The following is a 17742-nucleotide window of genomic DNA, read 5'->3' as shown; positions in this document are numbered from 1 at the left end:
CTATCAACGTAATAGGTAAGACCAATTTTCTATTTTTGAGTGCCATTGATAGGGTTGGCTCAATCCTTTAGCCGTATCCGGGCACACAATAAGTACCTCGTTTTTAAGGGAAAGATGATGGTAATACCAGAAAACAGCAGCATCGTTATTTTTGGTGCTTCAGGTGACCTTACGTACCGTAAGTTAATTCCTGCTCTCTACCACCTCTATGCGAACAAACAGCTTCCAGAGAATTTTGCCATTCTTGGCGTAAGTCGTACTGAGTACAGCGACGATTCTTACCGCGAAAAGCTGAAAAAATCGCTTCAGGAAATGGAGAAAACTGAGCCAGAAACGCTTAATGCATTTATCAATCACCTGCATTACCAAGCAATCAATACTTCTGACACACAAGATTACAGCAAGTTGGCGACACGCTTAGACCAACTGGCAAACGAATACCAATTCGAACAACGTAATACGCTTTTCTATCTTGCAACGCCACCAAGCCTATACAGCGTGATTCCTGCAAGCCTTGCAGCTCACGGTCTGAACAATGAGGAAGATGGTTGGAAGCGTCTGATCATTGAGAAACCATTCGGGTACGACCTTGAATCAGCGCGTTCACTGGATAAAGAGATCCACGAACACTTCCAAGAGCATCAGATCTACCGTATCGACCACTACCTAGGTAAAGAAACGGTTCAAAACCTGCTTGTACTTCGTTTCTCTAACGCGATGTTTGAGCCGTTGTGGAACCGTAACTTCATTGATTACGTGGAAATCACAGGCGCAGAATTCTTAGGCGTAGAAGAGCGTGGCGGTTACTACGATGGTTCAGGTGCGGTTCGCGACATGTTCCAAAACCACTTGCTACAAGTACTGGCAATGGTTGGTATGGAGCCACCTGCACAAATCAATGCTGACGCGATGCGTGATGAAGTCGTGAAAGTGCTTCAGTGTCTTAAACCACTGGATGAAGACGCACTTCGCAACGACCTTGTATTGGGTCAGTACACGGCGTCTGAAGTTCGTGGTCAACAACTTCCAGGTTACCGTGAAGAGAACGGCGTAGCAGACGATTCTCGTACTGAGACTTACATCGGTCTGAAAGCTTACATCAACAACTGGCGTTGGAATGGCGTGCCTTTCTACGTACGTACAGGTAAGCGTCTACCGACTCGCGTGACAGAAGTGGTTATCCACTTTAAACAAACACCACACCCAGTGTTTGGACAAAACGCACCAGAGAACAAGCTGATTATTCGTATTCAGCCAGACGAAGGCATCCAAATGAGCTTTGGTCTGAAAGAGCCGGGCGCAGGCTTTAAAGCGAAGGAAGTGAAAATGAACTTCCATTACGCTGATCTGCAAGAAACCCAAATGCTGACTGCTTATGAGCGTCTACTTCTTGATGCCTTAAATGGTGATGCGACGCTATTTGCTCGTAGCGATGCGGTTGAAGCGTGTTGGAAATACGTGCAACCAATTCTAGATTTCAAGCAAGACCCACAAGCGCTATTCGGATACGCATGTGGTACATGGGGACCAAAAGAAGCGGACGACTTGCTACAGCGAGCTAACCGCGCATGGCGTTTCCCTTGTAAAAACCTAACAGATACGGACTACTGCGAACTATGATCAACCACAAGATCTACCAAACAGCAGAGCAGGTAGTAGAAAGCCTTGCTAACGATATGAAAGCGTTTAGCGAAATGGGCCGACCTGTTCACATCTCTCTTTCTGGCGGCAGCACACCTAAAATGCTGTTTAAGCTTCTGGCAACAGAGGTTTACGCGACGTCAATTCAGTGGCAAAACCTCCACTTCTGGTGGGGTGATGAGCGCTGCGTTGCGCCTGATGATGCAGAAAGCAACTATGGCGAAGCAAATGCTCTACTCTTTACGCAGGTCAATATTCCTGCTGAGAACATTCACCGTATCCGTGGTGAAGAAGAGCCAAAAGTAGAAGCAGAACGTTTTGCGAAAGAGATGGCAGAAGTGATTCCAACTGAAAATGGCACTCCTGTGTTTGATTGGATCTTGCTTGGTGTTGGCGCAGATGGTCATACTGCATCACTGTTCCCGGGTCAGACAAACTACGATGATGAGAACCTATCAGTGTTGGCGTCTCATCCTGAGTCTGGTCAGATTCGCGTATCAAAGACGGCACGCGTATTAGAAGCAGCGAAGCGCATCAGTTACTTAGTACTTGGTGCTGGTAAAGCAGATATCATTGAAGAGATTAACAGCTCACCAGCACGCGTACTTCCATATCCGGCGGCGAAGATCCAAGCGACATCGGGTCTGACGGAATGGTATTTAGATTTAGACGCAGCGGCGAAAATCGTTTAAGACGGTCGCTGGTCGAATAAAAGACAATTGGAGAGAAACAATGAAAGGTGATATCGGTGTAATCGGCCTTGCTGTAATGGGTCAAAACCTTATCCTAAACATGAACGACCACGGCTTTAAAGTTGTGGCTCACAACCGTACTGCTGCTAAAGTAGACGAGTTCCTGGAAGGTCCGGCGAAAGGCACAAACATCATCGGTGCATACTCTCTAGAAGAACTAGTAGAGAAGCTAGAAGCGCCACGTAAAGTGATGTTGATGGTTCGCGCAGGTGAAGTTGTAGACAAGTTCATCGAAGCTCTAGTACCTCTACTAGACAAAGGCGACATCATTATTGACGGTGGTAACACTAATTACCCAGATACAAACCGTCGCGTTGCTGCACTACGTGAAAAAGGCATCCACTTCATCGGCACTGGTGTATCTGGTGGTGAAGAAGGTGCTCGTTTTGGTCCATCTATTATGCCTGGTGGTTCTGCTGAAGCATGGGAAGCTGTTAAGCCTATCTTCCAAGGTATTGCAGCGAAAACTGACGCTGGTGAGCCTTGTTGTGACTGGGTTGGTAACGATGGTGCAGGTCACTTCGTTAAGATGGTACACAACGGTATTGAATACGGCGACATGCAGCTTATCACCGAAGCTTACCAGTTCATGAAAGATGGTCTTGGTATGTCTGCAGATGAGATGCAAGCTGTATTCGCAGATTGGAACAAGACTGAGCTAGATAGCTACCTTGTTGAAATCACTGCTGACATCCTTGGCTACAAAGATGAAGACGGTGAACCACTAGTAGAGAAGATCCTAGATACAGCGGGCCAAAAAGGTACTGGTAAATGGACTGGTATCAACGCACTAGACTTAGGTATTCCACTGACTCTTATCTCTGAATCTGTATTCTCTCGTTGCCTATCTGCATTGAAAGACCAACGTGTTGAAGCTGAGTCTCTATTCGGTAAGACAATCACACCAGTTGAAGGCGACAAGCAAGAGTGGGTTGATGCACTACGTCAAGCACTACTGGCATCTAAAATCATCTCTTACGCTCAAGGCTTCATGCTAATGCGCGAAGCATCGAACGAAAATGGTTGGGACCTAAACTACGGTAACGTAGCACTAATGTGGCGTGGTGGTTGTATCATCCGTTCTGCGTTCCTAGGCAACATTCGTGATGCGTACGAAGCGAACCCAGATATCGCATTCCTAGGTTCTGATGAGTACTTCAAAAACATCCTACAAGGCAGCCTAGCGGCATGGCGTAAAGTAGCAGCGAAATCTCTAGAGTCTGGTATCCCAATGCCATGTACGATTTCTGCGCTATCTTTCCTAGATGGTTACACAACTGCTCGTCTACCAGCGAACCTGCTTCAAGCTCAACGTGACTACTTCGGTGCTCACACTTACGAGCGTACGGATCGTCCACGTGGTGAATTCTTCCACACAAACTGGACTGGTACAGGCGGTAACACAGCGTCGACAACTTACGACGTTTAATTGCGCTTTAGTGATTTAAAACAAAAGGATGCCAAGTGGCATCCTTTTTTAATGACCGTTGCAACCTGTGTTCCTTGGGTTCAAATCTAACGTAACGCGCAGAATCCATACCTTGAAGTCACTTGGGCATATAGGCATATTTCGTCCTTATATTCCCTCCAGGTGTTGGTGTTTTGACTCAAACCGAAAGGGGAGAAACGAAACTCTTTGGTTTTAACGCCACCAAAGAACAGTCAAGTGACTGCAAGACATTCTCGGCAGTATTACCAATGACCATACCTTGAATGCCCGTTCGAGCAATGGTGCCCATTACAAGCACATCTACATCCTCTTTATTGACCCAGTTTGGTATCTGCTCATCAGCGGAGCCGTGTAAGTGATGGATAAAGAACTCACCATCAATTTCAGAAATTTGGATGATGGAATCCAATGCTTCACGGTGTGCGATTCGGTGAGACTCGATTTGTTGATCGAGCACTTCATCTTCAATCTGAATCCAAATATGATGCCTTAGATAGCTTTCCATCTGATACTCCCAACAAGACACGATGTGCAATTGTTGGTTGTAGGAGTCTGCGATGGAGTGGGCTAACTGGAGAAGATGAACTGTTAACTCTTGTTGCTCTTCACTGGAAATGATGGGATCGATAGCCACCGCCACTCGTTTCGATACCGTTACATGTTTTGCTGCTCGGTTTAGCCATACAGGGCAAGGGCATTTACGCAATAATTTCATATCGAGCGCTTTAAACCCTTTTGTTCCCTCATCCAGTGGCTCAGCATCTTTGATTACCAGATCGTAGTGGTGTTTATTAACTTGTTGAATGATAGAGACAACAGGTTTGTCACCACTCTCAACGCTGATTGGGAACGGCTCTACATCGTCAGAGAAAGGATCATTCAACTGTGCGGTTTTAATGTCAGTAAATAGTGAGTCTATCAGAGAATTTTCGTAGGTCTGTTGGTATTCGCGCATATTGGATGGCATCTCAGGGCACACGATAAGCCCAGATAAGCGAGCGTCATGGATTGTGGCAAGTTTCATTGCTTGTTCCAGTGAGTCACTTTTGCCAGCCAATCCTTGGCTAACGAACAAGATGTTTTTGAATCTTTTCATACGCACCTCCTTTTTATTAAGTGTTGTATCAGAAAGGTAATATTTCCATGTTTATAGTGTGGTTACTTGACCTGAAACAACATAAATTGGATGTGCAAACTGAGATCAATACCTTAGCTAGATTACGGATGATTGAGTTTGAACGCGGCTTGAAAATGAAAACGCCCAAAGAGGGAATCTTTGGGCGTTTCGTTATCTGGAGGAATGGCTAGGAAAAGAAAGACGTTTGTTAAGAACACAACGAAACAGCTTGTTCAGACTGCAATGGGTAAGGGCGCGAATAGTGGTAGCCTTGGACCAAAGAGTGGCACTCTTTAAGCATCTCATGATGTTGAGTGTCTTCGACACCTTCAAAAATCAAACCACGAGAACAAAATGGTGCTAAGAAGTACTCTAACGCTTGTATAGACTCTAGATCCGCGTACTTGAGGAAGCTTTTGTCGATTTTAATACGGTCCCAAAAGATGGTGTCGAGCGACATATTGGCGAGTTTGTTGTTGCTATGATAATCATCCAACCAAATTTCGATGTTGTTTGCCTGTAACTGCGACAAGTTATGGTGTATTTCTTTCGATTCGGTATAGCAATCAAGCTCACTGATTTCTAATGCGAACTTGGCTCCGTTGAAGCTTAAGAGCTTTTGTACAAAGTGCTCGTCAGCCAAACATGAAAGCTTAATATTAAATGAGTGTCGCTGGTGTGGGTATTGGGCGAGAGAAAATTGAATTTGCTGTAAAGCGAGCGTTTGAATAAACGAATTATCTACAATTGAAAAGAAGACGTCGTTATTAATGTTATTTTTGTCAAAAGTACAAATCTTCGATAACGTTTCGTAATATTGAATTTCTTGACTTTTAGGGCAAATGATAGGTTGTGCTAATGTTTCTATATCAAAGTCAGTCAATTTGAAGTTAGGCAGGTAAGGCTTATTCCTTTGCATATTATTCACTTTTTCAATTTAATATTACGACGTTACACTTAAGCATTGTTTTGCATTTTATATCCAAAGTAATTGCTTCAGGAAATTAAGAATTATAATAGCGCTATAAATTATATTTAATGTTCATTAAGCACCGTAAGGAAAGCAGGTGCTTAATGAAGGTTGAGAGTGGCTTATTTCGCGACCACTGATAGTTCGACGTCGAACTCGTCACGACCACTGATGCTGAAATAGTATTGACCCGTTTTTATGGTGCCGTCTTCATTCTTTGGAATCGAAATGGATTCGTTACTGCCATGAGTAAAGTTGGTCCACTCGTACTCAAAGTAGTGACAGACTTTGTCATAACAAGCATATAAATCGGCGTCACCGCTACCGGTAATCGATACTTCCAATTGATTGAAGCTCTGCGTCACGTCGACGAAGAAAAGTTTCTCTGCGAACTTTTCACCACTAACTTGAACGCTGGTATTGAGCTCAATTTTCTTCGGTTTTTCTTTTGGCTTCGGCTTAGAAATGTCCGTGTCATCGATGTCTTTGGTTACTTCATCTAGCCATGAGTGAAACTCTGTATTGTAGGCAGGACCGAGTCGTTCAAGGAGTTTAACCCACTCTTTGTATTGTCCGGTACGTGAATATCCCAAAAGCTCGGTTACGTCTTCAGGGTGCTTTTCTAACATAAAGCGTACGGCTAGGTAGCCCCAACGGTAAACACGATTCAAACCGTCGCTGTAGTTGGTACGGAACACTTCATCTAAAGTGTGAGTTTTGTCTTTACCAAGTACTAATGCCGCAGTATAGCCGTCTTTGTAGTGCATGTATTCAGCGAAGCCTTCCAACCACCAAACGATGCTACCTTCGCGCATTGTCTCGTGGAAGTCACCGTATTGGTTAAATCGTCCGTCCAAATAGTGAATGTATTCATGCTCTAAGTTTAGAATCGAAAAGTCGTCATCCCATCCGTTTTGATAAGCGACGAATCGAGGTACATTTCCTTGCTTGGAAGGGTCTCGCTCGAGGAATTGTCCGCCGTTGTTGGTCGTGTTGCCGAATAGGAAGCTAGAGTAGGTTGAATAGTCGTTTTTGGTTTTAAAAACAATAACGTCAACACTGTCGCTATGATCATCAGCGACAGGCTGATATCCCGTGTTAACAATTTGGTGGAAGTCATCTTCTTTCAGGTTCAATGTTTCGCAGCTTGTCACTGCTTGAGCTTCAGTCATTTCCTGAGCGAGTATTTGCGCAGGTCCACGACAGTCGTAACTGAATGTCATGATTTTCTGTTTTAGATCTTGCTTCGCATTACCAAGCCCGAGTTGTTCTAGGTAATCCGGCGCATAAGCATTGACCATTTCAGCAATACCAACCCATATTCGGTCCGATTTACCACCGAGTGGGTAACGTGCCAACAAGCTACGTAAAGTATCGATGACGACTTGTTTTGTGCTCGCATCTTGGGTTTTGACAAGTCTAGCGAGCTCACGTGCGGCGTTGCCGAGTAATTGTTCAGAATCCGTTCCGATCGCCCATTCGTTGTGGGTTATAAAAGCACTCAAACGATGAATATAACGTGGGTCAGACTCGATAAGATCGTAAAACGCTTTGGTTTGGGAATGCCCTGCCATAGCGATAAAAACATTGTTGATCGCTTTGCGATAATAGTAGCTCTCGCTTTTGTCTTCAGAAAAGGTATCGAGAACAGCGAAAACATCGGGAGCGGCAATGGCAAGTTGTCTAATGCTATCAACAACAATCAACATGGATGCCAGTGCTTCTTGTTGTTCACGTCCATCTGTTAATGCGTGTGGTGAGCGTAAAAACTCTTGGATCGTAGCGGCGATCTCTGCGCCCAATTCCGAAGGGAAAGGCTGTAAGTCTCGTGCAAACGTGTCGTGTCGGTTCTTATACGCTGCTTTGATAAACTCGCCCAAGTAATAAATCTGCTGAGCTTGTTCCTTTTTCCCTTTATAAGCTTCAATTGCTTTTTTTAAGCCAGCGTTAATTCGTGTGACACTCAATGTGCTAAAAACGGTATCTGCTTGTTCAGCAGAAGGGGAGAACCAAGTTCTCATACACTCGTAGTCGCTGTTGGCGACACGTGATTCGATATTAACTCGGTCAAGGTTAAGTTCCGTAACAGTACATTTTCCTTTGTGTGGGAAAAGCTCGGTATCGTCATCTACGTCAGTATCGTCGTCAGTGGTTCCGTCGTCTTTGGTAGAGTCATCATCACCCGTAGTGTCATCATCTGAGTCTTTATCATCGTCTGATGTTGTATCATCATCGGTAACGGTGTCGTCATCGTTGACAGTATCCGTATCGTCATCATCTGCTGTAGAATCTGAATCTGAATCTGAATCTGAATCTGCGTCAGTGGTGTCATCATTTTTATCGCCGGAATCCACATCAGCGATAGGAACCGTCGTGACACCTCCGGAAGAATCATCGCCACCACATCCAGTTAAAACACCAAGCATGGATAAAAGAAGACATGCGGTTGTAATATTTTTCATAGAATTAGTATTGTAATTAAAATGGGATTTAAATATATATTTTTACTAATCCATAGTTAAATAATAGGATTTAATAAGAAAATAAATATGTCTTATGATCCTTGAGGATATTTAAATGTGATATTAATCAGATAACCATTTTTTATAACGTTAGTAGAATTGTTAATTGGGAAGGAAAAATTGATTTTGATATACATAACGTCACTTTTTAACCTTAGTCGACGAGTATATGAAAAAAATATATTTTCCGATCATCAGTACACTGATGGCTTCTTTTGCCCATGCTAATACGTTACCTGCACCTACTTGGCATGAATTCCAATTAAATGACGGCTCTAGGAAAGAGCTAAAACTTTATGGCGACCAAGAATCTTTTTGGTATCAAGACCGGGAAGGCATTATCTACGTCTATGACGAAGATACAGGATGGTTTTATGGTCAACACGAAGTGGTTGATGGTCGCTTTGTTGCGACTTCAATTGGTGTGGAAGCCAAATTAGAAACACCACAATCAGTGAAAGCACTGTTAAAAGAAAAAGTCAGTCCGACGTCCTCTTTAGTACCTGCTAGTCGTATTGATCCGCTAAGCGATGCCTATTTTGAGCAAACGCCACTTCGAGCGGTTAACGCGACAGATGACCCAAAGCATCAGCCTTTGTTGGTTGTCCAAGTAAGCTTCAATGATGAAGCGTTTGTGAACGACTTTACCGATGTGATTTTTGGTGACAACCAACAAAGCGTCAAAGACTACTTCCACAAGAACAGTTACGGACGTTATATCGTTGAACCGGCAAGAGAAACACAAGGCACAGCGAATGATGGTGTTATCGATATTACGCTGGACATTGCACATCCGAATTGCCATTCAAAAAATGATTCGACGTGTGATGGTAAGCTAAAAGCGGCGTTCAAGGCGGCTTACGATAAGTTAGATCGTTACGTAGATTTGTCGACTTACGACGATAACAACGATGACAAAATTAGCCCTGATGAGCTGTCGGTGATGTTTGTATTTGCAGGATACGATAAATCTGCGGGCTCAATTAACTCACCATATATCTGGCCTCACCGCTTCAGTCACAATACAGTTGAGATCGATGGTAAGACGATCCGTGATTACTGTTTGTTTGCGGACTTCCAAGGCAATCATCAGTCTACGATGGGGGTCATTGCCCATGAGCTTGGACACTTGATGCTTGGACTACCGGATTTATACTCCTACAAGCATTCTGGTTCCGTGGGCCAATGGGGTCTTATGGGCGGAGGAAGCTGGGCAAGAAAACAAGGCGATAGCTACGCAGGGGAAACTCCGGTCAATATGCTGGCATGGAGTAAGGAAGCTGCTGGTTTCATTAAACCTAAGGTCATTGATACTTCTGGTTCCGCGACCATTGAAACGGCACAAGGCGAGGGAGTGATGTATCTCGACCCTTACTTGAAGCAACAAGGACCTAGAGCGTACTTCGAAAACCGCCGCAAAAACCAATATGACCGTGCGTTATCTGGTGAAGGGCTACTAATCACAGCAGTGAGCGTGGACAATCGCTTTAACGACAATGGTCCAATGCAAGTACAGGTTTTCCAAGCGGATGGGCTTGATGAATTACAAACGCGTGGTTGGTCTGATCAGGGGGACGTGTTCCCTGGTTCAAGCAATGTAGTGACAGTTACGGACGATACATCGCCTTCGCTAAAAACAATCACTGGCGGGCGCGAAACCAATATCTCAATTAATGATATTGCGAGCACAGCGCAAAATGGATCGCTACGAGCGTCAATTCCTTCTTCAAACAATAAATCGGCGTGGATCACCTCACTGTCAAGAACTTACGTTTATGAAGACTCACGCAATAACACAATAGGGTTTGGGTTAGATAACAACGAAGGTTACAAGACATTGGTAGGTTTCTACTTGTATGCGAAACCAATTCAGCCAAATGCCGATATGCGCTACCGCATGTTTAAGTATGACTTAACGACTAACCGCTGGGGGAATGCATCTATAAACGTTGATACACAAGTTGAAGTGTCATCGGGTGCGATTCCTGATTCGGGCGGTCGAGTGATGTTTGCTGCACCATTTGAGATTGATGACGGCGAACAGCTGTTGGTGATTGAATTAGAAAACGCAAAGCCGGAATACAGCTACTCATTTTTGGATGCTTACTTGTCTAACGGACAGAAAAAGAAACAGTTTTTCGGTACTACAAATACGTACAAGACGAATGGTTTAAGCGAAGGTCGTGGTCGTAACTATCCGTTTGCTGCTTTGTTAGAAAAACCTCAAGCAAAACCGAGCATTACTGCCCAGAGAGACTCTGTGACGTTGATGAGTGGTGAAAGCGTTACGATTGATGTATTAGCGAACGATCGTTCTTCTGATGCAAATAACACCATTAAGTTGGACAAAATCACAACAAAACCAGCGATTGGCAGTGCAGAAATTGCTGGGCAGAAAATTCGTTACTCAGTACCTGTTTCAGATATTCCTGAGCAGAGAACAGTGATGAAGTATCAAGTGTCTGACGATTTTGGTACGACGGCTGAAGGTGAAGTTGTTATCACCGTCAATTCTCCAGTTGTCACAGCGAGCAACCTTCAATACAAAACCCAAGAAGACAAGCCTTTAGCACTTGAATTGCGTCAGCAGCAAGGATTGGAGAAGGGTGACACCATCGTGATTAAAACCGCGCCTAAGCATGGTAAGTTAGATGGCGATACCTACCAAAGTGATGAAAACTATTTTGGTAACGACCAGTTTGAATTTGCAATTGTGAAAGAAAACGGGCGTGAATCTAACACTGCAACGGCTGTAATAACGATTGAAGCGGTCAATGATGAACCAACGTTTGCGGTAAAAGCAAGCCGTAAAGAAGGTCTAGAAAACGACAAAGTCACATTATCAGCCCTTGATCTAAAAGATGTTGACTCAGCTGATCACTCGTTCAAATGGCGCCAAGTTTCAGGAACCACCGCTAAGTTTACCACCACAGAGACACCAAATGTGGAAGTGACTTTACCGAAAGTCAGCAAGAAAAGTGAAAAGCTGACGTTTGAAGTGGCGGTAAACGACAAAGATGGCGCGATCATTACCAAAACCGTTGAAGTGGTCGTTAAGCAAGCTGTTGTGTCGGAAACCGATCCTGGTAAAAGTGAAGAAGGTGGCTCAATGGGCTTGTGGATTACTTTGTGTATGATGCTAATTAGCCTAAGAACAAAGAGTAATAATTTGTACAGATTCATAATAAGGAATGATATTCCGTAGAAAAGCATTATAATTCATTGCCTTATATGCACAGGATGAATGCAGATTGAAGGAAAACAATAAGAAAAACCTCCGTGTCGTAGCATTAGCTCCGACAGGGAGGTATTTTGCGTCAATAATAAGCTCATTAGAGATCCTAGAAACAGCGGCTGAGTTTGCTGAGTTCCCGGGTTTCATGACACATATCGTAACGCCAAACAACCGGCCATTGAGCGGTCGAGGAGGGATAAGCGTTCAACCAACTTCCCAATGGCAATCTTTTGATTTTACTAACATACTAATTATTGGCTCCATAGGAGACCCATTAGAATCGCTTGATAAGATTGATCCTGCACTGGTTGATTGGATCAAAAAATTACATAAAAAAGGCAGCAAAATAGTTGCCATTGATACCGGTATTTTTGTCGTTGCGAAGGCGGGGCTTTTGCAGCAGAACAAAGCGGTAATGCACTCATACTTCGCCCACCTTTTTAGAGAGCTTTTCCCAGAGATCATGTTAGTGACTGAGCAGAAAGCGCTCATCGATGGGAATCTCTACTTATCTTCAGGACCGTACTCTCACTCAAACGTCATGTTGGAGATTGTCGAAGAGTACTTCGGAAAACAGACTAGAAACCTAGGTAACCAATTCTTAAGCACAATAGAAGGGAGTGGAAACTCGCATTCATATTGTGATGTCTTTCGCTACATGCAACACAAGGATGAGCTAATTCTTAAAATCCAAAAATGGATTCTTACTATGGATCTGGACATCGTTACCATCAGCGACCTAGCGAATGAAGCTTGTTTGTCAGAGAGGCAATTAAAGCGCCGTTTTAAAGATGCGACCTCGATTAGTCCACTTAAGTTTATTCAACTAGGTCGTTTGTCTTTCGCTAAAGAGTTGTTGAGATCAACAAAACTGTCCATTGATGAGGTCGCTAGTCGTTCTGGCTATGTTGATACACAATTTTTCAGGCAGATATTCAAGAGAGAAAATGATTGCTCACCACTTGAATATCGCAAGAAAAAGCAAGCAAAAGTCTAATTATAAATTTATCTTATGACCTATAGCCACTCTACATGTAATGTTATTAATAATATTATCATTTCTTTAGTCGTTTAATGCTTACTCGGTCATTCGAACGAAAATAGCAAACGTTTGCTATTTTCGTTCGAATATAAATGAGTTGGTTTTAGATTGATTTTTAATAACGTTAGCTTATACTCACACACATGGATACTTATAATGACTTAATTTCCATTAATAATATTGTCGTTCTTATAATGTATATCGTTTGTTATAAATTAAAACTGTATGCATATTATTAAGTAGTCACTCGAAATATAAAGGGGGGGTTTAGGCCTCATAAAGGGGGTGATTAAGACACAATATTATAAAATTATCTTTTTTTAACTAATTATTTCGCAACGCGAAATAATAAATAAAACAGTCATTTACACCAGAATAAATCTCCTCTGATCAGTTGCAAATTTGAGAAATAAGCAACGTGTTTCTTATACAACTGTTGAATAGTTAGACGTAGAATAAGACGCTGAGTTATAGCGGGAAGCCAATTATTAACTGGCTCAATGTGTAGCTTTATGGATGTATAACAATTATAACTATCGGATAATTATTGGGTCTTGGTGTTAATTAAATGAAAGCTAATAAACGAACCATTGATGTAAAGTACTTACGCACTTTTTCACATGTTGCAAGACATAGAAGTTTTACTGCAGCTGCAGAAAGTCTATATTTAACCCAACCAGCCGTTTCACAACATATTAAAAAACTTGAATGTACTATAGGCGCAGAAGTCTTTGACCGAAAGGATGGTTTTAACTTGACTAAACATGGTCAAATATTACTAGATTATACGGATCAGACGATGTCGTTATATGATCAATTATTTGATGAGTTGGCTCAAGTTGATATGTTTGATCGGTATTCTATTGCGATTTCTGATTCATTCGCCCCTGAGTTAGTCGCAAAAGTAATCAGTTCTTTCAGAGTATATAACGACGTCGAGTTGGCTGTGACAAGTTATAGCGACCTTAATTGTGTCGATAAAGAAAACCACGATTTGGTGTTTGCCATCGGTGATACCACATCTGTGGAAGGGCGTGTATTTCCCCTAAACAGAGAACAATACATTTTAGCTTGTGACTGCGCGGTTGATCCTGAAGAGTGCTATCCCGAGCGAATCGTCTTTTGCAACTCTCTTTCTAGGCGAGATGCCGAGGTGCTTCTTGATTCTTTTGGTGTAGATATTTCTAAGGTAAAACATTGGCTTACGACCTCATCATCACGACTGATGATTAACGAACTACAAGCAGCAAACACGTTTGTCGTTTGTCCAAGTTGGACCTTAGGTGATCACAAATGTAGCCAATATTTATTACCAAAATACATTGAGATGTATGTTTGGTGCAACGATTCGGCAGCCAAGAAAATTGATCAAGAACGTTTAAGAAGTTTGATTACCGAAACTTTCCGACTCACATCTAAAGGAGTGGTAAGTAGAAAACCTCCCACTTCCTTACTGACCAGTTGTGAAGTAATGTAGTAAAACGCCATGCCTATTATAAATAGGCATGGCGTTTGTATTTATAGTCAAGAAACAAGGGATAGATAAAAGAAAAAAAGTCCACTAATACCGATCGGTATTGTGTAAGGAATACCATTTTTAAAAGGAGTAGTTTGACGAAAAATGGCCGTCATCCACATCAAAAGAATTTGAATTCCGCCCAATAATCCAATAGCAATCATTGCTAATAACATATATTCACTATGTACACCTAAAAATAGTGCACCGATTAATTTTACATCCCCACCTCCAACTACGTTCATCATCCAAAGCAAAAAGAATGCAATAAAAATACATGTACTCACCAGAACTTGATTAAAAGGAGCTGGAGAATAATACAAGCTAGCTAGTGAGGTAACACTGATAAGAAAAATGAATCGATGCTTCACAATCCTATAGCGAATATCACCATAAAAAATACACATCACGCTGGCAAGGCAGGTTAGCCAAAAGATAAATTTTATATAATTCATTTTACTATTTTAATGGAGGGAGATTGGAATTCAATTGCTTCCTAATAATAAATTATTATGTAACGGATTACATGTGTTTATAACAACTATTTATAAATGAATAAAAAAGCTTAATTGGTGTGATTGTTTCTATTGAGGTAGATTTTCTACGTTCACTAAATGAGTGGCTAATTTAAATAAATAGAGGTAAACATGCTTTTAAATATCAATTCTAAACTTCGTAATATCCGTAATAAATTCAAGGCAGACAAACGTGGTGTAACTGCGGTGGAATACGCAATCATCGCGGTTGCAATGTCATCAATCATTTTGCTTGTGTTCAAGAATGGCACATTATCAGACACTCTTACTGAAGCCATGACTGCAATTAAGACTTCGATGAGTAGCGCTGCAAAATAGTGGAAAAGGGTCTGTTTAATTATACGAACGGGCAATTATAAAATTAAAGCGCCTAGAGAGGGGATTCCCTCTCTTTTAAGGTTTTTATTCTATGAGTAGAGCATTAGTTTTTGTATTTGTTGCCATCACTATGTTTTTGGCTTTTTTCTACGTCAGCGATTTTTTTGATCAGCCTGAGCCAGTGGCAGTGGTCGAAAATGAAGTGTTTGTAGAGGTCGCATTCGTTAATCAAGCTGTAAACAAAGCTGAGCCGGTTAACGCCAATGCAATAGATATTCGTGAGTTTCCCGAGTCGGAAGCAAAACAGCATTCATACGTTCCTTACTCGAGCATTAAGATTGATTCAGGTGCGCTATGGGCGAAAGACGTCAAAGAAGGTATGCAATTAACACCAGACTTGGTTTCTAATCCTGGTGAAAAAGATTACATGTATCTTTCACTTAAAAAAGACCAAGTGCCTTATTACTACTTGTCGCAAGGCAGTAGCATTGTGGAAGCGCTTCCTATTCAACCTGGCGATCGCGTCAGTTTTGTAGCCACAACCTCATCTCAATCCAATTTATTAGAAAGTGGCTATTCCGATATCGATAGCTTAACAAGCAACGTCATCATTGACGGGGCTTTGGTCTTGCAAGCGATGAACGTTGCTGAAGATGATGATTCATCAAATGAAGAATATGGCTTGATTATCGCGTTGACCGTTAAACAGGTACTTAAGCTAGAAATGGCGCAGAAGATCGGAGCCATTACCTTGGTTCCAGCAAAGATGGTTCATAAATACTTATCTGTCAAAAGTAGCGATTTGATTGAGCATCGATTTGGCGTTCGACAGCTGAGAGGGAATTAAGGGTGTTCAATAAAAATATATTATCAGTCACGCTGGGATTGGTTTTGCTTCTCCCAGCTTCCGCGTCAGCTGGGGATCTATTAAGCCTTGATAAAGGTGCAGCGAAGACGATTAATGTAAAACGCAACATTGATACCGTGTTTGTCGCGGATACCCAAATTGCGGATTACAAGGTCATCGCAAACGGGAAATTAGTGATTTACGGCATTGGCCGTGGTGCCACTTCCATTATCGCTTACGACCGAGCAGGAAACGAAATTTACAACGCAGAAGTGGTCGTAAATAAAAGCTTAAGGCTTTTAAAACAAACACTTATTGCAAGATATCCCGATGAAGATATTAAGCTGACCAACATTGGTGAGCAGGTTGTCATTGATGGTGTCGTGAGCAGCGAAGAAATCAAAAACAAGGTGTATCGCCACGTAGGTGAAATGCTGAAAAAGAGCAAAGAAAGAAATACTTTTGAGCTTACTAACGCAAACGGCGAAGATGGCGACCCTCTCGATTACACAGCGAGCTATGTGTATGAAGACATTATTAACAACCTGAAAGTTCTCACGACAGAGCAAATCAACGTAAAACTGACGGTTGCAGAAGTCTCCAGTTCATTCTTGACCGAATTGGGAGTTTCATACGCCGAAACAAACGGTAAGACTGTTGGTACTGCTGGTCAGTTCGTCAATAAGATTTTGGACTTTACTGCTGAGGATATCGTTGCGGTTATTTCAGCGAGTGGCAATGACAGCATTGGACAAGTGCTTGCCGAGCCAAATTTATCTGTGATTTCCGGTGAGTCCGCAAGCTTTTTAGTTGGTGGTGAAATTCCTATTACAGTTCGCGATAACGACGGCATCTCTGTTACTTACAAAGAGTACGGCGTAAAGCTGTCGATGGTGGCTAAGGTAACGGATTCTGAAAACATTCGTTTGTCACTGCTACCGGAAGTGAGCTCTATTGATAAGACAAATGGCGTGAACACTGGTCTAGTCAGCGTGCCTTCTTTGAGGACTCGCAAAGCCCAAACGACCGTGCAATTGAAAGATGGTCAAAGCTTTGTTCTAGCGGGTCTGTTGACATCAGAAGAACAGGAATCATTAGCCAAAATCCCTTACCTGGGTGATATCCCGATTTTGGGTGCGCTGTTTAGTAAAACCAATACTGAAAGAAGAAAGACTGAGCTGATTATCGTAGCGACAGTTAACCTCGTCGATCCTGTTAAAGAAACCGATATTAAACTGCCGAAGTTCAAACGAACGAGTGACCTTGAGCGTTTGTTGAAACTTGATCTTTCAAATGTTGATGACGAAGAGCTGGAAAATACGATAAAGGCGGGAGGCTTTAACTAATGAAGGCAAACCTATTGTTGGTGGTTTCTGTATTACTCTCGGGTTGCTCGGTATCGGTAACACCAAACAAAACAACCGTAGACACAATTGTAGAAACCTTTGAGTTTCGAGTCACAAACAAAGAAGTGGCGATGGATAAATCGGTTAACTTCGTCAATCAAATCAATCTTCAGTATCCGAAGTCGACATTTGCAATCAACTACGACGCCAAAGAAAGTCAGTTTGTTGATGGCTTTGTGAAAGAAATCAAGGCCAAAGGCGTAAACAAGTTGCGTTATACCCTAAACGCAAACAGCGAAAGCAAAGGCGTAAAAATCGTTGCGAAATACCACAAGATGCAAGAGCAAACTTGTGATGCTGTTTCATTCAACACCCTTAAACATCATCCATTTGGGTGCAGCTTGGAATACAACAGACGCTTGAGTATGACGAATCCTGTGGCGGAGTAAA

General features: G+C 42.3%; 14 protein-coding genes. 10 read left to right on the top strand and 4 right to left on the bottom strand.

The features are described 5' to 3' along the window. Window positions 1-117: 117 nt before the first annotated feature. Genes zwf through gnd form a run of 3 tightly spaced genes read left to right on the top strand, consistent with a single transcriptional unit; the run spans window position 118 to window position 3822 of the window. Complete coding sequence (gene zwf / locus OH463_RS19275; RefSeq protein ID WP_005445999.1) at window positions 118-1620, top strand: glucose-6-phosphate dehydrogenase; 1503 nt, start codon at window positions 118-120, stop codon at window positions 1618-1620. Next, window positions 1617-2333 (top strand): 6-phosphogluconolactonase, encoded by a 717-nt coding sequence (gene pgl / locus OH463_RS19270; protein WP_009704055.1) that lies wholly within the window; start codon window positions 1617-1619, stop codon window positions 2331-2333. Before zwf ends, pgl begins: the two co-directional genes overlap by 4 nt. A gap of 40 nt (window positions 2334-2373) precedes the next feature. Further along, window positions 2374-3822, top strand: a complete 1449-nt coding sequence (gene gnd, locus OH463_RS19265; protein ID WP_005445995.1) for a decarboxylating NADP(+)-dependent phosphogluconate dehydrogenase — start codon at window positions 2374-2376, stop codon at window positions 3820-3822. Window positions 3823-4000: 178 nt separating this feature from the next. On the opposite strand, the gene OH463_RS19260 is transcribed toward gnd, so the two are convergent. The 3 genes from OH463_RS19260 to OH463_RS19250 all read right to left on the bottom strand — a co-directional run bounded on the left by OH463_RS19260 (window position 4001) and on the right by OH463_RS19250 (window position 8356). After that, window positions 4001-4939 carry a universal stress protein gene (locus tag OH463_RS19260; RefSeq protein WP_269992154.1) on the bottom strand — a complete coding sequence of 313 codons (939 nt, stop codon included), beginning with the start codon at window positions 4937-4939 and terminating at the stop codon, window positions 4001-4003. Between the two features lie 229 nt (window positions 4940-5168). Further along, on the bottom strand, window positions 5169-5879 hold the full coding sequence (locus tag OH463_RS19255; RefSeq protein WP_269992152.1) for an EAL domain-containing protein: 711 nt from the start codon (window positions 5877-5879) through the stop codon (window positions 5169-5171). Window positions 5880-6052: 173 nt separating this feature from the next. After that, window positions 6053-8356: a M9 family metallopeptidase gene (locus OH463_RS19250; RefSeq protein WP_269992325.1), complete on the bottom strand. Its 2304-nt coding sequence runs from the start codon at window positions 8354-8356 to the stop codon at window positions 6053-6055. A gap of 265 nt (window positions 8357-8621) precedes the next feature. Between OH463_RS19250 and OH463_RS19245 the strand changes: the two genes are divergently transcribed. The 3 genes from OH463_RS19245 (at window position 8622) to OH463_RS19235 (ending at window position 14206) form a co-directional block, all read left to right on the top strand. Then, window positions 8622-11657, top strand: coding sequence for a M6 family metalloprotease domain-containing protein (locus OH463_RS19245; RefSeq protein WP_269992150.1), 3036 nt, complete (start codon window positions 8622-8624; stop codon window positions 11655-11657). 46 nt (window positions 11658-11703) lie between these two features. Beyond that, entirely contained in the window at window positions 11704-12684 is a 981-nt protein-coding gene (locus tag OH463_RS19240) for a GlxA family transcriptional regulator (protein WP_017190213.1), read from the top strand. Between the two features lie 613 nt (window positions 12685-13297). After that, on the top strand, window positions 13298-14206 hold the full coding sequence (locus OH463_RS19235; RefSeq protein WP_009697503.1) for a LysR family transcriptional regulator: 909 nt from the start codon (window positions 13298-13300) through the stop codon (window positions 14204-14206). A 47-nt stretch (window positions 14207-14253) separates the two neighbouring features. On the opposite strand, the gene OH463_RS19230 is transcribed toward OH463_RS19235, so the two are convergent. Beyond that, window positions 14254-14700: an A24 family peptidase gene (locus OH463_RS19230; protein ID WP_061065040.1), complete on the bottom strand. Its 447-nt coding sequence runs from the start codon at window positions 14698-14700 to the stop codon at window positions 14254-14256. A 192-nt stretch (window positions 14701-14892) separates the two neighbouring features. On the opposite strand from OH463_RS19230, the gene OH463_RS19225 reads away from it, so the two are divergent. The 4 genes from OH463_RS19225 to OH463_RS19210 all read left to right on the top strand — a co-directional run bounded on the left by OH463_RS19225 (window position 14893) and on the right by OH463_RS19210 (window position 17741). Then, window positions 14893-15099 (top strand): Flp family type IVb pilin, encoded by a 207-nt coding sequence (locus tag OH463_RS19225; protein ID WP_005445979.1) that lies wholly within the window; start codon window positions 14893-14895, stop codon window positions 15097-15099. A gap of 91 nt (window positions 15100-15190) precedes the next feature. Beyond that, window positions 15191-15946 (top strand): pilus assembly protein CpaB, encoded by a 756-nt coding sequence (locus OH463_RS19220; RefSeq protein WP_017190210.1) that lies wholly within the window; start codon window positions 15191-15193, stop codon window positions 15944-15946. 2 nt (window positions 15947-15948) lie between these two features. Continuing rightward, window positions 15949-17292, top strand: coding sequence for a type II and III secretion system protein family protein (locus OH463_RS19215; RefSeq protein WP_017190209.1), 1344 nt, complete (start codon window positions 15949-15951; stop codon window positions 17290-17292). After that, window positions 17292-17741 carry a hypothetical protein gene (locus tag OH463_RS19210; RefSeq protein WP_005445974.1) on the top strand — a complete coding sequence of 150 codons (450 nt, stop codon included), beginning with the start codon at window positions 17292-17294 and terminating at the stop codon, window positions 17739-17741. Before OH463_RS19215 ends, OH463_RS19210 begins: the two co-directional genes overlap by 1 nt. Window position 17742 lies beyond the last annotated feature (1 nt).

The organism is Vibrio sp. NFR (assembly GCF_027587095.1).
Lineage (GTDB): Bacteria > Pseudomonadota > Gammaproteobacteria > Enterobacterales > Vibrionaceae > Vibrio > Vibrio harveyi.
Note: the sequence above shows the minus strand (reverse complement) of the source record. Positions and strands in the feature narration are given on the sequence as shown.